The organism is Mesorhizobium sp. P3_A8 (genome assembly GCF_056402995.1).
In genome coordinates this window covers 261,741-277,575 of sequence record NZ_JBFUGI010000007.1, presented here as the reverse complement: position 1 = coordinate 277,575, position 15,835 = coordinate 261,741, and the positions used below count along the sequence as shown (strand labels likewise).

Annotated in this window: 20 protein-coding genes and 1 pseudogene; 9 read left to right on the top strand and 12 right to left on the bottom strand. The window is 63.1% G+C overall.

The window, feature by feature from the left end; translation table 11 throughout:
- Positions 1 to 6 precede the first annotated feature (6 nt).
- The 8 genes from AC1DX4_RS18805 to AC1DX4_RS18770 form a co-directional block, all read right to left on the bottom strand.
- On the bottom strand, positions 7 to 903 hold the full coding sequence (locus AC1DX4_RS18805) for a metallophosphoesterase (RefSeq protein ID WP_477221708.1): 897 nt from the start codon (positions 901 to 903) through the stop codon (positions 7 to 9).
- A 151-nt stretch (positions 904 to 1,054) separates the two neighbouring features.
- A complete protein-coding gene (ruvB, locus tag AC1DX4_RS18800; RefSeq protein WP_477221707.1) occupies positions 1,055 to 2,092 on the bottom strand; it encodes a Holliday junction branch migration DNA helicase RuvB in 1,038 nt (345 codons plus the stop codon).
- Between the two features lie 43 nt (positions 2,093 to 2,135).
- Positions 2,136 to 2,756 carry a Holliday junction branch migration protein RuvA gene (ruvA, locus tag AC1DX4_RS18795; RefSeq protein ID WP_477221706.1) on the bottom strand — a complete coding sequence of 207 codons (621 nt, stop codon included), beginning with the start codon at positions 2,754 to 2,756 and terminating at the stop codon, positions 2,136 to 2,138.
- A gap of 27 nt (positions 2,757 to 2,783) precedes the next feature.
- Positions 2,784 to 3,203, bottom strand: coding sequence for a type II toxin-antitoxin system VapC family toxin (locus AC1DX4_RS18790; RefSeq protein WP_477221705.1), 420 nt, complete (start codon positions 3,201 to 3,203; stop codon positions 2,784 to 2,786).
- Complete coding sequence (locus AC1DX4_RS18785; RefSeq protein ID WP_477221704.1) at positions 3,181 to 3,450, bottom strand: AbrB/MazE/SpoVT family DNA-binding domain-containing protein; 270 nt, start codon at positions 3,448 to 3,450, stop codon at positions 3,181 to 3,183. Before AC1DX4_RS18785 ends, AC1DX4_RS18790 begins: the two co-directional genes overlap by 23 nt.
- A gap of 56 nt (positions 3,451 to 3,506) precedes the next feature.
- Positions 3,507 to 4,016 carry a crossover junction endodeoxyribonuclease RuvC gene (gene ruvC / locus AC1DX4_RS18780; RefSeq protein ID WP_477221703.1) on the bottom strand — a complete coding sequence of 170 codons (510 nt, stop codon included), beginning with the start codon at positions 4,014 to 4,016 and terminating at the stop codon, positions 3,507 to 3,509.
- Positions 4,017 to 4,112: 96 nt separating this feature from the next.
- A complete protein-coding gene (gene rcdA, locus AC1DX4_RS18775; protein ID WP_096451211.1) occupies positions 4,113 to 4,646 on the bottom strand; it encodes a protease adaptor protein RcdA in 534 nt (177 codons plus the stop codon).
- 377 nt (positions 4,647 to 5,023) lie between these two features.
- Complete coding sequence (locus tag AC1DX4_RS18770) at positions 5,024 to 5,404, bottom strand: hypothetical protein (RefSeq protein WP_477221702.1); 381 nt, start codon at positions 5,402 to 5,404, stop codon at positions 5,024 to 5,026.
- A 330-nt stretch (positions 5,405 to 5,734) separates the two neighbouring features.
- On the opposite strand from AC1DX4_RS18770, the gene AC1DX4_RS18765 reads away from it, so the two are divergent.
- Positions 5,735 to 6,286, top strand: a complete 552-nt coding sequence (locus AC1DX4_RS18765) for a DUF2269 family protein (protein WP_477221701.1) — start codon at positions 5,735 to 5,737, stop codon at positions 6,284 to 6,286.
- A 43-nt stretch (positions 6,287 to 6,329) separates the two neighbouring features.
- Here AC1DX4_RS18765 and AC1DX4_RS18760 read toward each other — a convergent pair whose 3' ends face one another.
- The 3 genes from AC1DX4_RS18760 to AC1DX4_RS18750 form a co-directional block, all read right to left on the bottom strand.
- Complete coding sequence (locus tag AC1DX4_RS18760; protein WP_258588831.1) at positions 6,330 to 7,100, bottom strand: sulfite exporter TauE/SafE family protein; 771 nt, start codon at positions 7,098 to 7,100, stop codon at positions 6,330 to 6,332.
- Between the two features lie 115 nt (positions 7,101 to 7,215).
- The gene (locus AC1DX4_RS18755) at positions 7,216 to 7,944 is read right to left on the bottom strand and encodes a class I SAM-dependent methyltransferase (RefSeq protein WP_477221700.1); all 729 of its coding nucleotides are present in this window, start codon (positions 7,942 to 7,944) and stop codon (positions 7,216 to 7,218) included.
- 67 nt (positions 7,945 to 8,011) lie between these two features.
- Complete coding sequence (locus tag AC1DX4_RS18750; protein ID WP_095201140.1) at positions 8,012 to 8,470, bottom strand: Lrp/AsnC family transcriptional regulator; 459 nt, start codon at positions 8,468 to 8,470, stop codon at positions 8,012 to 8,014.
- 132 nt (positions 8,471 to 8,602) lie between these two features.
- On the opposite strand from AC1DX4_RS18750, the gene AC1DX4_RS18745 reads away from it, so the two are divergent.
- The 4 genes from AC1DX4_RS18745 (at position 8,603) to AC1DX4_RS18730 (ending at position 11,991) form a co-directional block, all read left to right on the top strand.
- The gene (locus AC1DX4_RS18745) at positions 8,603 to 9,487 is read left to right on the top strand and encodes a DMT family transporter (protein WP_477221699.1); all 885 of its coding nucleotides are present in this window, start codon (positions 8,603 to 8,605) and stop codon (positions 9,485 to 9,487) included.
- A gap of 131 nt (positions 9,488 to 9,618) precedes the next feature.
- Positions 9,619 to 10,200, top strand: coding sequence for a PH domain-containing protein (locus AC1DX4_RS18740; protein WP_477221698.1), 582 nt, complete (start codon positions 9,619 to 9,621; stop codon positions 10,198 to 10,200).
- A gap of 101 nt (positions 10,201 to 10,301) precedes the next feature.
- Positions 10,302 to 10,949 (top strand): thiamine phosphate synthase, encoded by a 648-nt coding sequence (locus AC1DX4_RS18735; RefSeq protein WP_477221697.1) that lies wholly within the window; start codon positions 10,302 to 10,304, stop codon positions 10,947 to 10,949.
- Positions 10,950 to 10,995: 46 nt separating this feature from the next.
- Complete coding sequence (locus AC1DX4_RS18730; RefSeq protein ID WP_477221696.1) at positions 10,996 to 11,991, top strand: tetratricopeptide repeat protein; 996 nt, start codon at positions 10,996 to 10,998, stop codon at positions 11,989 to 11,991.
- Between the two features lie 116 nt (positions 11,992 to 12,107).
- Here the strand turns inward: AC1DX4_RS18730 and AC1DX4_RS18725 are convergent, their stop codons facing one another.
- On the bottom strand, positions 12,108 to 13,139 hold the full coding sequence (locus AC1DX4_RS18725; protein ID WP_477221695.1) for a zinc-dependent alcohol dehydrogenase family protein: 1,032 nt from the start codon (positions 13,137 to 13,139) through the stop codon (positions 12,108 to 12,110).
- A gap of 92 nt (positions 13,140 to 13,231) precedes the next feature.
- Between AC1DX4_RS18725 and AC1DX4_RS18720 the strand changes: the two are divergent.
- The 4 genes and pseudogenes from AC1DX4_RS18720 to AC1DX4_RS18705 form a co-directional block, all read left to right on the top strand.
- Positions 13,232 to 13,318: pseudogene (locus AC1DX4_RS18720) on the top strand (hypothetical protein); the annotation flags it as partial.
- A 16-nt stretch (positions 13,319 to 13,334) separates the two neighbouring features.
- Positions 13,335 to 14,099 (top strand): LysR family transcriptional regulator, encoded by a 765-nt coding sequence (locus AC1DX4_RS18715; protein WP_477221694.1) that lies wholly within the window; start codon positions 13,335 to 13,337, stop codon positions 14,097 to 14,099.
- Between the two features lie 116 nt (positions 14,100 to 14,215).
- A complete protein-coding gene (gene efp, locus AC1DX4_RS18710) occupies positions 14,216 to 14,782 on the top strand; it encodes an elongation factor P (protein WP_013529127.1) in 567 nt (188 codons plus the stop codon).
- A 122-nt stretch (positions 14,783 to 14,904) separates the two neighbouring features.
- Positions 14,905 to 15,705, top strand: coding sequence for an inositol monophosphatase family protein (locus AC1DX4_RS18705; protein ID WP_477221693.1), 801 nt, complete (start codon positions 14,905 to 14,907; stop codon positions 15,703 to 15,705).
- Positions 15,706 to 15,835 lie beyond the last annotated feature (130 nt).

The window sequence follows — 15,835 nt, the reverse complement described above, 5'->3', positions numbered from 1 at the left end:
TTCAGATCAGCCGAGGTCGATCTGCAGGATTTCGGGTCGCATCCCAAAACGAACCGGCATGATGCTGAAGCCAAGGCCGCCCGAGACGATCAGGTTGCGATCGTTCTCGACGACATGGCCATAGGCGTAGCGATTGCCGAAACGCGACGGCACGACGGGCGAATAGCCGAACAGCCGCACCTGCCCGCCATGGGTGTGGCCCGACAGGGTCAGCGACACCCGCCACGGCACGGTGGCAAAAATGTCAGGCTCATGGGCGAGCAGGATGATCGGCGCGGTGTCGCTGACCTTGGCCAGCGTACCGTCGAGATCGTCCAGCCCCGTCAATCCGGGACGCTCCTTGGTCGGCAACAGGGCCTGCTGGTCGGCCAGCCCGGCGAGCCACACACCGTGCCCATCCTTTTCCAGGCGCACGACATCGTTCTCCAGCACCGGGATACCGACCTTCTCCAAGGCCTTGCGCGCTATGGTTGGACCGGCTCCGGCCCGCTGCGCGAAGCCGTCGTGCCACCAGTCATGGTTGCCAAGGATCGACAGCACGCCGAGCGGGGCCTTGAGCCCCGACAGAGCGGACGCCCATTGCGATGGCGTCACCCCGCCTGTCACCAGGCGCATGCCGGCGATATAGTCGCCAAGCAGAACGATCACATCCGGCTGCAGGGCATTGGCATCCTCGACAAGCGAGGCTATCCGCTCCGGTGTCATCCACGGCCGGCAGGCATGGATATCGGCGAGCGCGACGACCCGCAGCTTCAGGCCATCAGGCCAATGCGGCGGCGTCAGCGCATAGCGCTTCACATGCGTCAGCAGCATCGGCTCGATGCCGACGGCATAGGCGCCAAGCGCGGCGGCCGTCACGAACGACCCGCCGATGAAGCGCAGGAACCCGCGTCTGGTTATCATGGATTGGCTCCCGGCCCTTCGATCGCAGCGGTTCCCCGCGCGCGTCCGATAAAATCCACGATTACGCCGGCAAATCGGCGAAGACGCGTAGATTTTGTGCAGGACGGGTCACATATCCTTGATCGTCGGCTTATCCCCGATCGCTTGGGGGCTATTCTTCCTGGAACAGGTTGATCTGCTGCTGCGCCAGATCCTTCGGCGCATCGAGGCCGAGATGGCGCCAGGCATTGGCCGTCAGCATGCGGCCGCGCGGCGTGCGCTGGATGAAACCCTGCTGGATCAGATAGGGCTCGATGATGTCCTCGATGGCGTCGCGCGGCTCGGACAGGCCGGCGGCGATCGTCTCGATGCCGACCGGACCACCGCCGAAATTGCGCGCGATCATCGAGAGATAGCGGCGGTCGAGCGCGTCGAGGCCGAGCGCGTCGACCTCCAGCCGGGTCAACGCCTCATCGGCGATCTTACGGTCGACATGACCGTCGCCGGCGACCGAGGCGAAATCGCGCACGCGGCGCAACAACCGGCCGGCGATGCGCGGCGTGCCGCGCGCGCGTCGCGCGATCTCCAGCGCGCCGTCGTCGCCGAGCGGCATTTGCAGGATGCGGGCGCCGCGCCGCACGATCTGCTCGAGTTCCTCGACCGTGTAGAAGTTGAGCCGCACCGGAATGCCGAACCGATCGCGCAGCGGATTGGTGAGCAAGCCAAGCCGCGTGGTGGCGGCGACAAGCGTGAAACGGGCTAGGTCGATCTTGACCGAGCGCGCCGCCGGTCCCTCGCCGATGATCAGATCGAGCTGGAAATCCTCCATCGCCGGATAGAGGATTTCCTCCACCGCCGGGCTCAGCCGGTGAATCTCGTCGATGAACAGCACGTCGCCTTCTTCGAGATTGGTGAGCAGGGCCGCGAGATCGCCGGCCTTGGCGATGACCGGCCCGGAAGTCGAGCGGAAATTGACGCCGAGTTCGCGCGCCATGATCTGCGCGAGCGTCGTCTTGCCAAGCCCCGGCGGCCCGACGAACAGCACATGGTCGAGCGCCTCGTTGCGGCCCTTGGCGGCCTCGATGAAGACTTTGAGATTGGCCCGCACCGCAGCCTGGCCGACGAAATCGTCAAGCGTCTGCGGCCGCAAGGTCTGCTCGGCATCCTCGCCGCGTTTTTCCGGAGCAATGAGACGGGGCGGCAGGCTCATGCGGCCTTCCTCGCATAAGGCAGAGGACCGGGCAAGCGAGCCCTCACCGCGCCAGTTCCTTCAGCCCGAAGCGGATCAGCTTCGAGGCATCGGCATCCTCGCCCGCAGTCTTCAGCGCCGCCGCTATCGCGTTGGCGGCGGTGTCGCGCGAATAGCCGAGATTGACCAGCGCCGAGACGGCATCGGTGATCGGCGCTGATGCCACGCCGTCACCGAGTTCCTGCTTAAGCCCGATGGTACCGGAGGCAGTGCCCGCATAGGCCGGCGCCTTGTTCTTCAACTCGGTGACGATGCGCTCGGCCACCTTCTTGCCGACGCCGGGTGCACGGGAAACCATGGCGATGTCGCGCAGCGCAATGGCGTTGGCGAGATCGGCCGGCGCCAGCGTCGACAGGATGGCCAGCGCCACCTTGGCGCCGACCCCTGGCACGTTGTTCATCAGCAACCGAAACCACTCGCGCTCAAGCTGCGACTGGAAACCATAGAGGCGCAGCATATCCTCCCGCACATAGGTCTCGATGAACAGCACCACCGCTTCGCCAGGCGAAGGCAGTGCCGCCAGCGTGCGCGCCGAGCAATAGGCGACGTAGCCGACGCCGTGGATGTCGACGAGACAATGGTCTTCGTCGATCTCGTCCAACGTGCCCTTGAGTTTGCCGATCATGCCAGATCTTTCATGGAAGATGGGCCCTCATGGGTGCGTTTCCGGAGAGATGATGTCGAGGTCGGGGAAATAACTGCGATAACGCGCGGCGTCGCGTGTCAAAAGACGATGCCCGGCAACAGTCGCATGAGCGCCGATAAAGAAATCAGGCAAGGTTCTTTCCCTAACGCCACCAGCCCGGCGATAGCGGGAATGTGTGACGCCGGCAAGGAATGCAGCGTCCCAGGGTACAAGTTCGCGGTCCATCTCGAGCATGTCGACGGCTTTTCGAAGTGCCGTCTCCGTGGAGATCAGCGGCGCGAGCTCGGACCAGATGATTGTATTTAGCACCAAGGCACCATCGCGGCGGCAGGAGGCGATCGCCGATGCCGACCATTCTTTCAGCGGCCCGGCCGGTCCCCAGACGTCGATCAGGACATTTGTGTCAATCAACGTCGAGATCTTCACGCGGCCCCCTCAACCACTCCATGTACTGATCGGTGGTCATGCCTCCCAGATCCAACGTCCCCTCCATCCGGTCGAGGACATCGTGGAACCTGCGCAATTTCTCCTCCTGGGAGAGATTCTCGTTGACGGCAACCAGCTGAACGCCCTCGTCGGTGGCCACGAACTCCACCTCGGAACCCGGGCCGATGCCCAGATGGTCCCTTATCGGCTTGGGGATTGTAACTTGCCCCTTGGTTGTCACGCGCATGGTAATACCTCTGGAGTATTACTTACTCTCACAGCGTGAACAAGTCAAGAACATCGCTAACCGGCAAGCGCCATCCGATAGGCCACGCTCTGCCGGTGATGGGCGTGGCAAATCGCGATGGCCAGCGCGTCGGCGGCATGTTCGGTGTCGAAGGTCGCTTTCGGCAGCAGCACCTTCACCATCATGTGGATCTGCTTCTTGTCGCCATGGCCGACGCCGATGACAGCCTTCTTCACCGCATTGGGCGCATATTCGGCAACGACGAGGCCGGCGCGTGCCGGCACCAGCATGGCGATGCCACGCGCCTGGCCGAGCTTCAGCGTCGCCACCGCATCCTTGTTGACGAAGGTCTGCTCGACGGCCGCCTCGTGCGGCATGGCTTGATGCAGGATTTCGGCGAGCCCGTCATGCAACTGGCACAGCCGCGTCGCCAGCGCCGCCTTGTCTTCGGAGCGCACGGTGCCGGACGCGATGAAGCGCAAGGAATTGCCGAGGCTCTCGACGATGCCCCAGCCGGTGCGCCTGAGCCCCGGATCGATACCGATAATGCGAATCGCTTCCCCCATCCGGCGAGTTTACCTCCGGCGGACAGCGATGCCAGCGAAATGTGAACAAACCAGAAACAATGCCCTTGCCGGGCCAGGAGAATCTAGTGAGATCGCCTAGTTGCGGGCGAAAGCCGTGTTGAGCAGGCTGATCTGGTCGGAAACCGGATTGGGCCGGCGGCCCATCGGCTGCATGTCGACCACGGCGCCGGCGCCGTAGATCTCGTCGTCCATGCGGCGCACCAGAGCCTGCAGGCGCAGCGAGCGATTGACGAGGTCGAGGAAATCCTCCGGCAGTTCGGCCCAGCCGGCGGCTTCGTCATGGGCGGAAGCGGTGTCGAGGCGCACCTTGGACTTTTCCGACGCTACCTGGTCGCGGGTCATCTCGCCGGAATTCGCCGCGCGCTGCAAAAGCAGCCAGGAGGCAACCTGCATCAGCCTGGTGGTCAGCCGCATCGATTCGGCCGCGTAGAGCGTGGCCGCAAGCCGTGACAGTTTCTTCGCCTCGGCGCGGCCCTTGCCGTCGAGATACTCAGCCGCCTGTTCGACCAGCCCCATGCCTTCCTGGTAGAGCGGTTTGAAGGAGTGCGAAAAAACCCGACGCTCCGCCAGCTTCACGGTCTTCGCACTGCCCTTCGAAGGCTCGTTCATTGATACGCCCCTGCACTTGCAACCGGCCGATTCGACTCACTGCCGATACACCCGGAAGCCTATATGACTGAAGCTTGAAAATGCGCTTCGCCGGGGGTGAAGGCAAGCACATGTTTAACAGAAGGTTAACAGCCATCCGTCACGCAGGTTGCCGCCGGAATGCAGACAAAAAAAGAGCCGCGGATAAGGCGGCTCTCAGGAGTTTAACAGGGAGGCGTCAAACAAAGTGGCTCCAACCACTCGGTAAGAATCCAGATCACTGGATGAACATAGTAAACACCTGTAAAGCTTAATGAAGCCTTAACGATGCGGATGTTTTTTGACCGAACACCGCCATCCTGTGCCGTAACAGCACAGACCCGAAGTCCGCTTCAGGCTCAGGCCTTCTTCCAGACAGCCGGCAAGGCGATGAAGGCAAACAGCAGCATGCCTGCATAGAAGCCGATCGAGGCGATCCCCAGCACCGGCTCTATGGCCGGGTTGCCGGCGAGCAGGGCGAAGAGGCCGATCATCAGCCCGATGCCGCTGATCGCCGTCAGCCAGAAATGAATGACAGCGAGCGTCTTCTGCGCGACAGCCGGAAACAGATGGTAGAAGAAGGCGAAGACCGCCGACATCAGCCAGCCCGCGACCATGATGTGGGCGTGGGTTGGCATCTGGCCATGGTCTTCGCTGATCGCCATGTGGATGCCGAGCGCCATGCCGCACAACGCATAGATGATCGCCAGTGTGAAAAAATTCCGTGCTACCCCTTGCATGCTTGTCCCCTCGAATTGCCTTTTCCCGTTTTCGGGAATGGGTTGATCGTCAGGCGATTGTGATCGCCGCCGGGCTCCCGGCGTCGGCGCACTAGCATCGGCAGTGTTTCCAGACGATGTCGCGCTCCCCTGACGCATCCGACAATAGCAGAAAATGATACCGCGCATCAGTTTGCTGTCGAGAACCGCGCCCGTCGAAAACCGCCGAAACAGAGCCAGTTTTTCGCGACATCGTTCCGAAACACCCGCCACGCTAAACGCCCGCTCCTCTGACGGCCGGCGCCTGTCCGCGCCACCGCAAACCCAACAGAAACATCCCGGGAGCAACCGATGGACTGGTATTCGATCGTCAAATTTCTTCACATCGTCTCAGCCACTTTGTGGGTCGGAGGCGGCTTCGTGCTGTTTCTGCTCGGCGTGCTTGCCGAGCGCGCCGGCAACATCGAGGACAAGCTTCAGGCAATGCGTGCCAGCGGGCAGTTGGGAGGGCGTTTCTTTGCACCGATGTCGATGCTCACGTTGCTCTTCGGCCTCATCATGTGCGCCTTCTGGGTCGGCTTCTCCGACCTGTGGATCATGATCGGCCTGGTCGGCTACGCCACGACCTTCTCGATCGGCATGTTCATCTTCAAGCCGACCGGCGAGCGCATGGGCGCGATGATCGCCAAGGAGGGTGTGACGCCTTCCGTGCTGGCCATTGGCCAGCGCATGATGAGCGCGGCACGCTTCGACTATGCGGTGATGCTGGTGATCGTCGCCGACATGGTGCTCAAGCCGACCACGCATGACATAGGCATCCTCGCCGGCATGATGCTGGTCCTAGTGACGGGCGCCACGCTGGCCTTCGGCGGAAGCCGCCGGCTGGTGGAAAGCGCCGCCTGACGCTGGCGTTGAGCTGCATGCGGCGACAAAGTCGCCGCGCCTGTCACAGCAGGCCGGCGATCCCATCCCACAAGAGCTTCAGCGCCACGACCGCCACAGTCGCGTAGGTGAAAGGATAGAATATCTCGGGCCGCATGCGCCGTACCAGCCAGGCGCCGGCGATGGTCGACAGCGGCGCCAGCGGCATCAGCACCGCGGACGCCGTCAGATTGGCGGTATCGAACTGGCCGAGCGCGAAATAGGGAATGAGCTTCAGCGCATTGGTCGCGGCGAAGAAGATCGCTGCCGTGCCCGACAGCACCTTGGGATCGAGCCGGATCGGCAAGGCATAGACCTGGAAAGGCGGGCCGCCGACATGGGCGACGAAGCTGGTGAAGCCGGCGACCGTGCCCCAGATCGCGGCAGCCACGCGGTTGGGTTCTGCGGCGTGGTCGGAGCCATGGCGGAACTGCAGATAAAGCCAGCGCAGCACGAAGATGATGGCCACCGCGCCGACGATGAGCCGCACCGCCTCCTCGGTGACCAGTGCGGCGGTCAGCCAGCCGAGGCCGATGCCGATGACGGCGCCCGGCATCATGTCGACCAGCATCTTGCGATCGTACACGCCCCACCATGTCCAAACCGAGACGATGTCCATCAGGCACAGGATCGGCAACAGGATGGCGGCCGCCTGCACCGGCGGTATGGTCAGCGCCATCAGGGGCACGCCGACGAAACCGACAGCGCCGCCGAACCCGCCCTTGGACAGGCCGACCAGAATGACCGCCGGGATGGCGGCCGCGTAGAACCACGGATCGAGAAGCAGGCCTGACATGGGGAGGGACTGATCTGGAGGGAAGGCGTCAACGCCTGAATAAACCAGAATTGCGTTTCGGGCGACTGTAAATCCGGACCGGTTGCCGAACACCCGCCAATGTCCGGCTCGTGCCCTATCGCCGGGCCGAGACCAGCAGGAACATCGGCCGCTCGAGTTCTTCCGCCAGTTCCGGCCTGGCCGCGATCTGTGCGGCGGTCGGACAGAATTCCTCGACATGCCCGATCGCGAAACCGGACAGGATCAGCGCGTTGAGCGTGGTGCCGATCGTGCGGTGATACTTGACTACGTCCTTGGCCAGCCAGTCGGTCTTGCGCGGGCTTTCCACTAGGTACTGGTCGACAGGCCACGTCCTATGGCCTTCGGCATCCACCACCCAGCCGGGTCTGGTCGGGGCCATGTAGATCGGATGTTCCGTCGAAAAGACGAAATGCCCGCCGGGCGACAAAGCCTGATGCACGGTCCTGAACAGGCGCGCGACATCCTCGACATAATGCAAGGCAAGCGAGCTGTAGGCGAGGTCGAAACCGCCTTGCGGCAGGCTGAGCTGGTCGAGATCGGCCCTCTGATAGGTGATGCCTGTATCCGGGCCGACGGCCCTCGCACGCGCCAGCATCTTCTCCGACAGGTCCAGGCCAAGGACCTGGCTCGCCCCGTGCTCATGTGCCCAGCGACAGAACCAGCCGAAGCCGCAGCCAAGGTCGACAATTCGCAAGCCGTCGACATCGGGCAGCATCGCGCGCAACGCCGGCCATTCGGCAGCACCGTCCAAGCCTTCGACCGACCGGCCAAGCTGGCTGTAGCCGGCGAAGAACTCCGGCTGGTCGTAGATATTCTGCGCCATGTCGTCCTCGTCTCTCAGTCCATTATCTGGCGGAGCTGCAGGGCATTTCCACCACAGCCATGCGGAGTCAAGACGATGAGGCCGACGGCGCTCCAAGCGGTGGCGGCCGCCGCCGGATCGGCTGCGCCTTGATGATGGCGGTGCTGGTCTCGGCCTTGTCGGCGATGCGGTCGAGAATGCCATCGAGGTCGCCGATCGAGCGCACGAACAGCCGGGCGACAAAACAGTCGTCACCCGTCACCTTGTCGCATTCGCCGAACTCGGCGATCTCCTCGATCAGTTTCTGGACGATGTGCAGCTTGCCCGGCAAAGGCTTGATGCGCACGATCGCCTGCAGCGTGTAGCCGAGTGCCAGCGGATCGATCTCGACGGTGAACGCCCGGATGACGCCGCGCTCCTCGAGCCGCCGCAGCCGCTCCGAGACGCTTGGCGACGACAGCCCGACCTGGGCGGCCAGCTCCTTCAGCGAGGTCCGTGCATCCCTCACCAGGATTTCGAGGAGACTTCGGTCGAGATCGTCCAGCATTTCAGATTTCCCACAGATTCGGAGGCATCACCTAATATAATTAGGCCGTTAATCTATATCGCCTTCTCAAAGAGATGGAAAGCTCCGGCATCGGATGAGATTATGCGACCTCAACGGACACAGAGGTCTATCATGAACGATACGGTACGCGGCACGGTCGAAATGTCGGCCGCAATGGCGATCCTGGGAACGATCGGATGGTTCGTCGTCATGTCCGGACAGCCGATCATGGATGTGGTGTTCTGGCGCTGCGCATTCGGCGCGGTGACGCTGCTCGTCATCTGCGCTTCGCTTGGATTGCTGCGCGACAGGCTGTCGTTGCGCGTCATCGGCCTCGCCGCGCTTGGCGGCGCTGCCATCGTCATCAACTGGCTGCTCCTGTTCAGCGCTTTCTCACGCGCCTCGATCTCGATTGCCACCGCCGTCTACAACACACAGCCCTTCATGCTGGTCGGCTTCGGCGCGCTCTTCTTCGCCGAACGCCTGACACTGACCAAGCTGACATGGCTGGCAATAGCCTTCGCCGGCATGGTGCTGATCGTCGAGGCCGCGCCCGACGCCGGCGATGTCGGCACCAACTATTTTGCCGGCATCCTCATGGCGCTGGCGGCAGCCTTCTTCTGGGCCGTCGCGGCCATCGTCACCAAGAAGCTCAAGGGCACGCCGCCGCATCTGATCGCGCTCATCCAGGTTTGCGTCGGCGTCGTCATGCTGGCGCCCTTCGCCAATCTGTCGCATCTTCCGACCGATCCGTGGGGCTGGGCCATGCTGGCGACGCTCGGCATCGTCCACACCGGCCTGATGTACATATTGATGTACGGCGCCATCCAGAAGCTGCCGACCCATCTGCAGGGATCGCTGTCCTTCATCTATCCGGTCGTTGCCATCCTGGTCGACGTCACCGCCTTCGGCCATCGGCTGCATCTCAGCCAGATCGTCGGCGCCGCTTTGATCCTGACGGCGGCGGCCGGCATGAATCTCGGCTGGTCGCTGTGGAAGTCGAAAGTCCCGGCATAGCCCGCGAATGTTGGATCGCTGCTGCGATATTTTCGAACGCATGATCTCGTGGCGGATAACGCGTTGCTGATTTGCGCGGCGATCGTCGTCCGTGCGATGTGGATGCGGGCACAAAGCAACGGGGTAAAGGCGTGGCGATCGGATCTTTTCAGGGACGGCTATTGCCCCGCGAACACATCCTGTGGAGCGGTCTTCCCACGCAAGGCCTATTCTTCACCAGCCGGGATATGTTTCTCATTCCGTTCAGCCTTGTCTGGTGCGGGTTTGCAATCTTCTGGACCTATACCGCGACAAAGCAAGGCGCGCCGCTTTTCTTCGGCGCATGGGGAGCAATGTTCATCTGCATTGGTCTCTTCTTCGTCTTTGGCAGATTTGCGGTCGACGCGTGGCTGAGACGGCGCATCTCCTATGCGGTGACGGACAAACGCATTCTCATCATGCGCACCGCTCCTTTCGCCAACTTCACATCGATCGACCTGGAGCGTCTTCCCGACATCCAGCTGACCGGCGAGGGTGAAAAGCGTGGCAGTTTGCGGTTCGGCGCAGCGACATCGGTCTTCGGAAATCCGGGCGGCTGGCCTCAGTCGCGTTATCGAAGTTTTGCCAGTTGGTCGCCGGCTCTCGACCCGGTGCCGCAATTCCTTGGCATCGAAGATCCGTCGAAGGTGTTCGACATCGTCACGAAAGCCCGCAATGGTCTTCGTCCCGCCTGATGCCGCCTGACAGCTGACGCCTGTTCAATCCCGGCAGTTTGTTCTATGCCGCAATCCAACCATCTTCGCCCGGCATAGGCGAAACCCGGGATCGAAGAACCATGAACGACGCCACACCCCCAAATCGCTGCCGCATCGTGCTGATCGCGCCATCCGGCGTGCCGGCCGCCCGCATCACCACCGCATTCGATGGCGGTGACGTCGCTTCGCTGATCCTGCCCGAGAACGGCATGGACGAAGCCTCTTTCCAGGCCTTCGCCGAACAGATCGTGCCGGCGGCTCAGGCCGCGGGCGTCGCCGTCATCATCGCCGGCGACACCCGCATAGCGGGCCGGGTCCAGGCCGACGGCATCCATGTCGAGGTTTCCAAGGCCGAGCTCGCCGAGACGATCGGACATTTTCAGGCGAAAATGATGGTCGGCGCCGGCGGCGCCAAGACGCGTGACGACGCGCTTGAGCTTGGCGAGACGCGGCCCGACTACATCTTCTTCGGCCGCTTCGGCTACGACAACAAGCCCGAGCCGCACCCGCGCAACCTCTCGCTGGGGCGCTGGTGGGCTGACATGATCCAGATCCCCTGCATCGTCATGGCCGGATCCGATCTGGCTTCCATCGAGGAGGTGGCCGCCACCGGCGCCGAGTTCGTCGCGCTGTCGAGCGCGGTGTTTGCCGACGGCGTCGATCCGCAAGCGGCGATTGCCAAGGCCAACGCGCTGCTCGACGAAACCGCGCCGCGCTTCGAGGACTGATGTGGCTCCGGTAAGGCTTCCCCTTCAGGCCTTGCTTGCAGCGGTCATGATCCAGGCCGCCGCCGCCGAAACCATACCCTTGCCGCAGCCCAAGCCGGAAATCGGCGTGCACACCGACAAGCCGATCGAAAAGCAGCTGCCGCAACCCGCCACCACGGCGGAGCCCGCACCGCTGCCCTCCGCTGACAGCATCAATCCCGACCGCTTCGGGGCCAAGCCTGCGGACGCGGCCTATGGTGCCTTCCAGCGCGGCCTCTACAAGACGGCCTACAACCTGGCGCTGGTGCGTGCCCAGAACGGCGACCCGGCGGCGCAGACATTGGTGGCCGAGATCCTGTCGCGCGGGCTCGGCGTGCCGTTGAACGCGGCGGAAGCCTCGAAATGGTATGCGCTTGCCGCCGAGCAAGGCGTGCCGGAGGCGCAGTTCCAATACGCGCTGATGCTGCTCGACGGCCGCTACGTCAAGAAAGACACGAAAGAGGCCTACGCCCTGATGCAGGCCGCCGCCGAAGCCGGCAACCAACTGGCGCAGTTCAATTTCGCGCAGATGCTGGTCCAGCAGGATCCCGGCGACGCGGGCCTGACCAAGGCTGCCGCCTACTATGAGCGCGCCGCCGCGACCGGCCTCGCCGACGCGCAATACGCCATGTCCCAGATCTACGCCAACGGCGTCGGCGGCAAGCCGCGCGACGACGCGCAGGCAAGGCGCCTGCTGGCGCAGGCCGCACGGCAGAACTACGACACCGCGCAGATCGATCTCGCTGCCTGGATGATCGAAGGCCGCGGCGGCGCCCGCGACCTGAAATCGGCTTTCGGCTGGACGAAGCAGGCCGCCGAGGGCGGCAATGTCGCCGCCGAGAACCGCCTGGCAAAACTCTATATGCAAGGCATCGGCACCGACCCTGACCTGGTGCTTGCCGGCGCCTGGTACATCGTCGCCCGCCGCGCCGGCCTCATCGACCCCGACATGGACGATTTCCTGCAGGGGCTGAGCGACGACCAGACCAAGCAGGCCCTGCAGAAGGCGAACCGCCTGCCCTAGAGCAATTCCAGGAAAAGTGTGGGCGGTTTTCCGTCAGGAATTGCGTCAAAACAAAGAGTTAGAGCGGTTCGTCGTTTCCATGAAACGGTGAAACGCTCTAACGGCGTCTCGCCAAATCATTGCATGTGATCGAGGACAACCTTGCCGAAGGGTGAGCCATGCTCGAGGTGGTGAAAAGCCGCCGCTGCTTCTGTCCATGGGAAGACGCGATCAATCATCGGCCGCAGCCGGTTAACCGCGAGCGCCCGGTTCATCGCCTCGAAGGATTCGCGTGAGCCCACAGGTATGCCGCGCGCCCTGATCTGGCGACGAAAGATATCGAGCGGATTGATCGCCCCGTCGCTGCCGCCGAGATAGCCGATGACATTGATCTGGGCGCCACGCGCCGAAGCCTTCAGCGACTGAGCGAAGCTTTGCGGCCCGCCGACTTCGATAATGTGGTCGGCGCCGCGGCCGTCGGTCAGCGCCAGCACGATTGACGACCAATCGGGATTGTCGCGATAGTTGATGCCGTCATGCGCGCCAAGCGCCTTTGCCCGCGTGAGCTTGTCGTCGCTGCTCGACGTGACGATGACACGCGCGCCGGCTGCCGCGGCGAACTGCACCGCAAACAGCGAGACGCCTCCCGTGCCCAGGCTGAGCACCGTCTCGCCCGGCTTCAACTGGCCTTCGGTGAACAGCGCGTGCCAGGCTGTGACCGCGGCGCAGGCCAATGTCGCCGCTTCGACATCGCTCAGATGGGGCGGCGCAAGCACGGCTGCCTGTTCGTCCAGCCGCGCGAACTCGCTGAGCAGACCATCGATGGGACCCCCGCGCTGATAGGACGGTTCGGCCATGGCGAAGCTGCCGCCGACCCAGCGCTGCCAGAACGTGCCGCAGACGCGGTCGCCGAGCTTGAAACGGGTCACTTCGGCGCCAACCGCAACCACTTCGCCGACGCCGTCCGAAAGCGGTATCAGCGGCAGCGCGAAGGCGGTGTGGTAGCTGCCACGGGCGATCTCCACGTCGCGGTGGTTGAGCGCGGTTGCCCTGACCTTGATGATCATCTCCTGGCGACCCGGTTCCGGCATCGGCCGTTCGACCAGTCTGAGATTGTCGATGCCGCCGGAGGCCTGCAATTCGATCGCTTGCATTGTCTTCCCTTCCATTTTGGAAATCCGTTGAAAGGAAAATCGCTTGCCGGCATCCTGATTTCAAATTCATAATAATCAGAATGATTATGCATCTGGAGTAGTTTGAAATGCTGGAGGAACTGCGCACGCTCGTTCTCTTCGCCGAGGAAGGCTCGATCCAGAATGTGGCCCGCCGCCTGCCTCTGACGCAGCCTGCCGTCACGCGGACAGATGCAGCGACTGGAGGAGATGCTCGGGACGACGCTTCTCGATCGCCGGCAGAAGCCGCCGCGCCTGACTGCGGCAGGATTGGAGGTGCTGGCGCGTGCAAAGGACATACTGGCTTCGGTCGAGGCTCTAAAAGCGTTCGCCGCTGACGCCGAGCCGCAGGGCGTGCTGCGTGTCGGCCTGGCGCATGGCTTGTCCGATGCGAGCATTGCGGGCGCCATCGCCGGCGCGTCCGCTGCGTTTCCAAAAGTATCGTTGCGGCTCAAGACCGGCTGGAGCGCGGAACTCATTGAGCAGTTCGAACGCGGTCAGCTCGATATGGCGATCGTTCTGCGACCTGCCGATCATCAAGGCTCGGACGCGCTCGGCGCCGAACGTCTCTGCATCATAGGCCAGGCTGGCGGCACCGCTCCCCAGCGCACGGACGCTCTGACCCCTATGCCTTGGGTTCTCAGCCCCGAACCCTGCGACGCGCGTCAGACGCTCCTCTCCAGTTTGGGAGGCGAACGGCATCGGCTCGTTGTGGCGGCGGAAATTCAGGACCCGGCGATGCAGATGGAATGGGTACGTCGGGGACACGGCCTCGGCCTCATGCCGTTGCGGCTCGCGGCGCGAGGACTTCCCGATGGCCTCGCGCTTGTCGATGTCGAGGATGTCGACCTTTCCTTGCAGGTCGTGGCACTGCGCTCGCCGCACCTCAACCGGCTGGCGAAGGCCGCGGAGGCCATTGCAAAGGCCGTCGCCGAAGCCATCACGATCAAGGCCTGATGCCGGCCAGCAGGCTGGAGCCGATCCGGCGTCCCTTGCCTCTCCGGGCGATTTGTGGTCTTGGGAGCCCCTAAATCGCTTGTCCAGGCGAAAATCTCATTCCGGATCCCATCATCATGGCCAAGATCAATGGCAACGAAATCCGTCCCGGTTACGTCATCGAGCACGATGGCGGCCTCTGGGTGGCGGTCAGGACCAACACCGTCAAGCCCGGCAAGGGCGGCGCCTACAACCAGGTCGAACTGAAGAACCTCATCAACGGCACCAAGCTCAACGAGCGCTTCCGCTCGGCCGAGACGGTTGAACAGATCCGCCTCGACCTGAAGGATTTTTCCTTCCTCTACGCGCAGGAAGACGCACTGGTGTTCATGGACACCCAAAGCTACGAACAGCTCGAACTGAACAAGGATTTCGTCGGCGACCGCGCCGCATTCCTGCAGGACGGCATGATGGTGACGGTTCAGCTCTATGAGGAAAGGCCGATCGGCATCTCGCTGCCCGATTATGTGACGCTGACCATCACCGAGGCCGATCCGGTGGTGAAGGGCCAGACGGCCGCGTCCTCCTACAAGCCGGCGATATTGGAAAACGGCATTCGCGTGCTGGTGCCGCCCTTTATCGGCGCCGGCGAACGCATCATCGTCGACACCAACGAAATCACTTACGTGCGCCGCGCCGACTAGAGCATGGTCCCGAAAAGTTGCAGACTTTTCGGACAAGATCATGCGTGCAAAGACAAGCAGATGAAGCGGGGCCGCGATCCAATTTGAGTTGATCCGCCCCAAGCTTTTGGAGTTTCAACGATATGGCACGCTCAGCCCTTCTCAACGTCATGGTCCAGGCCGCAATGAAGGCCGGCCGCTCGCTGTCGCGCGACTTCGGCGAGGTCCAGAACCTGCAGGTCTCGCTGAAGGGTCCGGGCGACTATGTCAGCCAGGCCGACCGCAAGGCCGAGGACATTCTGTTTGCCGAGCTGTCGAAAGCGCGTCCGGGCTACGGTTTCCTGATGGAAGAGCGCGGCGTGGTGGAAGGCGACGACAACCAGCACCGCTGGATCGTAGATCCGCTCGACGGCACCACCAATTTCCTGCACGGCATCCCGCTGTTTGCCGTCTCGATCGCGCTGGAACGCCAGGGCCAGATCGTTGCCGGCGTCATCTACAATCCGGCTATGGACGAGCTCTATACGACCGAGCGCGGCGGCGGCGCCTTCATGAACGACCGCCGGTTGCGCGTCGCCGGCCGCATCAAGCTGGTCGACACGGTGATCGGCTGCGGCATGCCGCATCTGGGACGCGGCCACCACGGCAATTTCCTCGTCGAATTGCGCAACGTCATGGCCGAGGTTTCCGGCATAAGGCGCCTTGGCTCGGCATCGCTCGATCTGGCCTATGTCGCCGCCGGACGCATGGATGGCTTCTGGGAAACCGGCCTGTCGGCCTGGGACATCGCCGCCGGCCTGCTCCTGATCCGCGAAGCCGGCGGTTTCGTCTCCGACATGGATGGCGGACAGGACATGCTCGACAACGGCTCGGTCGTCGCCGGCAATGAAGTCATCCAGCGCGCGCTGCTGAAGACGGTGAAAACACCCTTCGCACCCCGCTGAAGCGATTCCAGGAAAGTGCGGAGCGTTTTCCCAGGAAAAGCGCGTAGCGCTTCCCTGGGAATTGTAGGCAAGCAAAGGCCCGCCGTGCTGAACCGCCGCAGTCGCAAAACCGCAACCAAAGCTTGAAATA

What these genes read in the sequence shown, in the direction of transcription:
- ruvC (WP_477221703.1), bottom strand. Translation starts at nt 4,016, where the DNA reads ATGGGGGAAGCGATTCGCATTATCGGTATCGATCCGGGGCTCAGGCGC.
- efp (WP_013529127.1), top strand. Translation starts at nt 14,216, where the DNA reads ATGGCCAAGATCAATGGCAACGAAATCCGTCCCGGTTACGTCATCGAG.
- AC1DX4_RS18805 (WP_477221708.1), bottom strand. Translation starts at nt 903, where the DNA reads ATGATAACCAGACGCGGGTTCCTGCGCTTCATCGGCGGGTCGTTCGTG.
- ruvB (WP_477221707.1), bottom strand. Translation starts at nt 2,092, where the DNA reads ATGAGCCTGCCGCCCCGTCTCATTGCTCCGGAAAAACGCGGCGAGGAT.
- AC1DX4_RS18715 (WP_477221694.1), top strand. Translation starts at nt 13,335, where the DNA reads ATGCAGCGACTGGAGGAGATGCTCGGGACGACGCTTCTCGATCGCCGG.
- AC1DX4_RS18765 (WP_477221701.1), top strand. Translation starts at nt 5,735, where the DNA reads ATGGACTGGTATTCGATCGTCAAATTTCTTCACATCGTCTCAGCCACT.
- AC1DX4_RS18730 (WP_477221696.1), top strand. Translation starts at nt 10,996, where the DNA reads ATGATCCAGGCCGCCGCCGCCGAAACCATACCCTTGCCGCAGCCCAAG.
- AC1DX4_RS18755 (WP_477221700.1), bottom strand. Translation starts at nt 7,944, where the DNA reads ATGGCGCAGAATATCTACGACCAGCCGGAGTTCTTCGCCGGCTACAGC.
- ruvA (WP_477221706.1), bottom strand. Translation starts at nt 2,756, where the DNA reads ATGATCGGCAAACTCAAGGGCACGTTGGACGAGATCGACGAAGACCAT.
- AC1DX4_RS18770 (WP_477221702.1), bottom strand. Translation starts at nt 5,404, where the DNA reads ATGCAAGGGGTAGCACGGAATTTTTTCACACTGGCGATCATCTATGCG.
- AC1DX4_RS18735 (WP_477221697.1), top strand. Translation starts at nt 10,302, where the DNA reads ATGAACGACGCCACACCCCCAAATCGCTGCCGCATCGTGCTGATCGCG.
- AC1DX4_RS18785 (WP_477221704.1), bottom strand. Translation starts at nt 3,450, where the DNA reads ATGCGCGTGACAACCAAGGGGCAAGTTACAATCCCCAAGCCGATAAGG.
- rcdA (WP_096451211.1), bottom strand. Translation starts at nt 4,646, where the DNA reads ATGAACGAGCCTTCGAAGGGCAGTGCGAAGACCGTGAAGCTGGCGGAG.
- AC1DX4_RS18760 (WP_258588831.1), bottom strand. Translation starts at nt 7,100, where the DNA reads ATGTCAGGCCTGCTTCTCGATCCGTGGTTCTACGCGGCCGCCATCCCG.
- AC1DX4_RS18745 (WP_477221699.1), top strand. Translation starts at nt 8,603, where the DNA reads ATGAACGATACGGTACGCGGCACGGTCGAAATGTCGGCCGCAATGGCG.
- AC1DX4_RS18750 (WP_095201140.1), bottom strand. Translation starts at nt 8,470, where the DNA reads ATGCTGGACGATCTCGACCGAAGTCTCCTCGAAATCCTGGTGAGGGAT.
- AC1DX4_RS18705 (WP_477221693.1), top strand. Translation starts at nt 14,905, where the DNA reads ATGGCACGCTCAGCCCTTCTCAACGTCATGGTCCAGGCCGCAATGAAG.
- AC1DX4_RS18725 (WP_477221695.1), bottom strand. Translation starts at nt 13,139, where the DNA reads ATGGAAGGGAAGACAATGCAAGCGATCGAATTGCAGGCCTCCGGCGGC.